3 protein-coding genes and 1 pseudogene are annotated in these 3,650 nt (G+C 52.6%); 1 reads left to right on the top strand and 3 read right to left on the bottom strand.

Translation table 11 applies throughout. The features are described from left to right. Positions 1-128: 128 nt before the first annotated feature. Positions 129-419 (bottom strand): annotated as a pseudogene (locus ACHHZ7_RS25160) (TetR family transcriptional regulator); the annotation flags it as partial. A gap of 116 nt (positions 420-535) precedes the next feature. On the opposite strand from ACHHZ7_RS25160, the gene ACHHZ7_RS25155 reads away from it, so the two are divergent. After that, a complete protein-coding gene (locus tag ACHHZ7_RS25155; protein ID WP_395149230.1) occupies positions 536-2,020 on the top strand; it encodes an MFS transporter in 1,485 nt (494 codons plus the stop codon). A 3-nt stretch (positions 2,021-2,023) separates the two neighbouring features. On the opposite strand, the gene ACHHZ7_RS25150 is transcribed toward ACHHZ7_RS25155, so the two are convergent. Together ACHHZ7_RS25150 and ompD are read right to left on the bottom strand one after the other, a co-directional pair. After that, positions 2,024-2,404: a GFA family protein gene (locus ACHHZ7_RS25150; RefSeq protein WP_085951544.1), complete on the bottom strand. Its 381-nt coding sequence runs from the start codon at positions 2,402-2,404 to the stop codon at positions 2,024-2,026. Between the two features lie 143 nt (positions 2,405-2,547). Continuing rightward, positions 2,548-3,630: a porin OmpD gene (gene ompD / locus ACHHZ7_RS25145; RefSeq protein WP_003836220.1), complete on the bottom strand. Its 1,083-nt coding sequence runs from the start codon at positions 3,628-3,630 to the stop codon at positions 2,548-2,550. Positions 3,631-3,650 lie beyond the last annotated feature (20 nt).

Here is a 3,650-nt window from a genome sequence, read left to right as displayed (position 1 = left end):
TCCCCCTGAATTTCTTCCCCACATATCCCCATTGGGCTGGGCGCACATTCTACTGACTGGCGAATATCTTTGGCACAAGGAACCGAAAGCTTAGGGTGTCATTTCGCCCTCAGCCGGAACCGACCCCTATAGGGTTCGAACCCGCCATCTTCGCTGCCCAGCATGGCATGCAGCCGTTCACGGAAGCTGGCGTTTGCGCTGACCAGTTCGGCATCCAGAAGAGTACGGATCAGTTGCACAAAAGCGAGGGATTTTAACTCGCCGGCAGACGTAAAGTGATGATGCACCTGGCCGGTTGACACCTGAGCTTCCGTGGCAATACGCCGCACCGTCATGGCGGTAAATCCTTCCTCAAGCGCGACGCGCATTGCCGCCTGCAGAATCACTTCCCGACGTTCATCCCGATTTAGATAGCTCATCGTTCCTCCCATATCCGTTTAGCACGCAGTCTAACAAAAAGTTGGACATACGTTCAAATTTCCGTAGGATCGCCGAACCTGGACGTGTGTCCAGTTTCAGTTTTGAAGGGAGTTTTATGTTTCGTCAGTGGTTAACGTTAGTGATTATTGTGCTGGTCTACATCCCTGTTGCGATTGATGCAACGGTGCTGCACGTTGCCGCGCCCACGCTGAGTATGACGCTGGGTGCCAGTGGTAACGAGCTGCTGTGGATCATTGATATTTATTCTCTGGTAATGGCCGGTATGGTGTTGCCCATGGGGGCGCTGGGCGATCGCATTGGCTTTAAACGCTTGCTGCTGTTAGGTGGAGGCTTGTTTGGTCTGGCATCGCTGGCGGCCGCTTTTGCTCATAGCGCCAGCTGGCTGATTGTCACCCGGGCCGTGTTGGCGATTGGCGCGGCGATGATTGTGCCGGCAACGCTTGCGGGGATTCGCGCCACTTTCGCTGAGCAACGGCATCGTAATATGGCGCTCGGCGTCTGGGCCGCGGTTGGCTCCGGCGGTGCGGCGTTTGGCCCACTGGTTGGCGGGATGCTACTGGAGCACTTCTACTGGGGATCAGTATTCTTAATTAATGTACCGATTGTCCTGGTGGTAATGGCCTTAACCGCACGCTTAGTGCCGCGCCAGGCTGGACGTCGCGATCAATCGTTAAATTTTGGTCATGCGATAATGCTGATTGTCGCCATTCTGCTGCTGGTATACAGCGCCAAAACCGCGCTGAAAGGGCATACGGCGACCGTTGCTATCGCTCTGACGCTGTTAACCGGCGCTTTGCTGTTGTGGCAGTTTGTCCGCATCCAGCTTGCGGCAGCCCGCCCGATGATTGATATGCGGTTGTTCACGCATCGCATCATTTTAAGTGGTGTCGTGATGGCGATGACCGCGATGATAACGCTGGTGGGTTTCGAGTTACTGATGGCTCAGGAGCTACAGTTTGTCCACGGCTTAACACCGTATCAGGCAGGGTTGTTCATGCTGCCGGTGATGCTGGCAAGTGGTTTCAGCGGACCGATTGCCGGTATGTTGGTTTCACGTCTGGGATTACGTTGTGTGGCAACGGCGGGCATGGCGCTGAGCGCTGTTAGCTTTTACGGCCTTGCGATGACGGATTTCAGTAGCCAACAGGTACAAGCCTGGATTTTGATGGCTTTGCTCGGCTTCAGCGCCGCCAGTGCGCTTCTGGCTTCAACAGCGGCTATCATGGCAGCAGCACCTGCGGAAAAAGCCGCGGCCGCGGGTGCCATCGAGACAATGGCTTATGAACTGGGAGCCGGACTTGGGATCGCTATCTTTGGTTTGCTGTTGAACCGTAGCTTTTCTGCATCGATTCTGCCGCCAGCCGGACTTAATCCGCAGGAAATGGAACGTGCCTCATCGTCAATGGGGGAGGCGGTACAACTGGCGCACTCGCTCCCGTCGTCACTGAGTGAGGCATTGCTGACGGCTGCCAGAGAAGCGTTCACCTGGTCACATAGCGTGGCCTTAAGCAGCGCCGGCAGCATGCTTATCGTATTAGCGATAGGAATGTGGTTCAGTCTGGCAAAGGTACAACGTTAATAACTAGTGAGCTAAATGACAGGGGTAATCCATCTCTTCGACTTCTTTCCCACTCAGTCGAGCGTATTGCCCCGTCAATCTCCAGAACGCAGGCTGTGTTTCCGTATAGATTTCTGCTGCTAATATCAGGCGGCGGCGATCTACCTCATTAAGCTCCAGAAGTGTCCACGGAATAAAGTAGCGATCGCTGTCCGTCAACGTAAACCACAGTGGGCATCCGCAGCCGGAACAGAAGAACCGTTCACCACGATTTGAGGAAGGAAAGTGCGAAGGTTCTACCGATTCTGGTGACATCAGCGGGTGAGCGCTGGCTTCCAGATACATGGCGATGCCGCCAGACCATTTCTGACACAGCGTACAATGGCAGGCATAGACATCCAGCATTTCGACGTCGACGGTAAAATGACTCTGTCCGCAAAGACAACGACCAGTGAATGTCTGCACGGCATACTCCTTATGACCGAGTCTACATCAAGAGAAAAAGCCAGCCCTTGAAGGACTGGCTTTGTATTCTGACTACAACAAAATTAGAACTGGTAGTTCAGACCAACAGCCACGATGTTGTCAGTTGACACTTTCGCTGCATTGGTGAAGTTGTTGTCATCCAGCAGGTTGATTTTGTAATCAACGAAGGTGGACATGTTTTTGTTGAAGTAGTAAGTAGCACCCAGGTCTACGTATTCAACCAGATCCTGGTCGCCGTAACCGTTGATGTCTTTACCTTTGGATTTCAGGTAAGCAACGGACGGACGCAGACCGAAGTCGAACTGGTACTGAGCAACTACTTCAAAGTTTTGTGCTTTATCTGCAATACCAGTAACACCGGAGCCACCATAGGTGGTCATGTTGCGGGTTTCAGAGTAGGTGGTTGCCAGGTAGATGTTGTTCGCATCATATTTCAGACCAGCGGCCCATACTTCAGCGTTTTTACCGGAAGCCATGAAACCGCCGTTACCGACAGACTGTTTGTCGGTACGGTCAGATTTCGCATAGGTAGCACCTACGCCAAAGCCTTCATACTCATAAGTGGTAGACAGACCGAAGCCGTCACCGTTAGCTTCTTTCAGGTTGTCACGGTCATTTTTGCCCTGGTACTGAGCAGCAAAGTTCAGACCTTCAACCAGACCGAAGAAGTCGGTGTTACGGTAGGTTGCAACGCCAGTAGTACGGCCAGTCATGAATACGTCAGTCTGGGTCCAGGTATCACCACCGAACTCAGGCAGGACGTCGGTCCATGCGCCGATGTCGTAGGCCACGCCGTAGTTACGACCGTAGTCGAAAGAACCGTATTCAGCGAATTTCAGACCAGCGAATGCCAGACGAGTTTTGTCTGCTTCAGAGCCCTGGGATTCAGAACGGTTGCCTTTGAATTCATATTCCCACTGACCAAAACCAACCAGCTGGTCATTGATCTGAGTTTCACCTTTGAAGCCCAGACGCGCGTAGGTTTTGTCGCCATCGCTGCCGTTGTCGTCAGAGAAGTAGTGCTGAGCGTGAACTTTTCCGTAGATATCCAGTTTGTTTGCGTCTTTGTTATATACCTCAGCTGCGTTTACCGCACCTGCCGCCAACAGGCTAGTCACTGCCACTGCAACTAATTTAAGTTTCATTCTAAATAATCCTTATAATT

Origin of the sequence: Citrobacter freundii complex sp. 2024EL-00216 (assembly GCF_043945515.1) — a bacterium.
Taxonomy (GTDB): domain Bacteria; phylum Pseudomonadota; class Gammaproteobacteria; order Enterobacterales; family Enterobacteriaceae; genus Citrobacter; species Citrobacter portucalensis.
Note: the sequence above shows the minus strand (reverse complement) of the source record. Positions and strands in the feature narration are given on the sequence as shown.

Excerpts from the sequence above, each read along its gene's own strand:
- ompD (WP_003836220.1), bottom strand. The coding sequence starts at position 3,630 with ATGAAACTTAAATTAGTTGCAGTGGCAGTGACTAGCCTGTTGGCGGCA.
- ACHHZ7_RS25155 (WP_395149230.1), top strand. The coding sequence starts at position 536 with ATGTTTCGTCAGTGGTTAACGTTAGTGATTATTGTGCTGGTCTACATC.
- ACHHZ7_RS25150 (WP_085951544.1), bottom strand. The coding sequence starts at position 2,404 with ATGCTGGATGTCTATGCCTGCCATTGTACGCTGTGTCAGAAATGGTCT.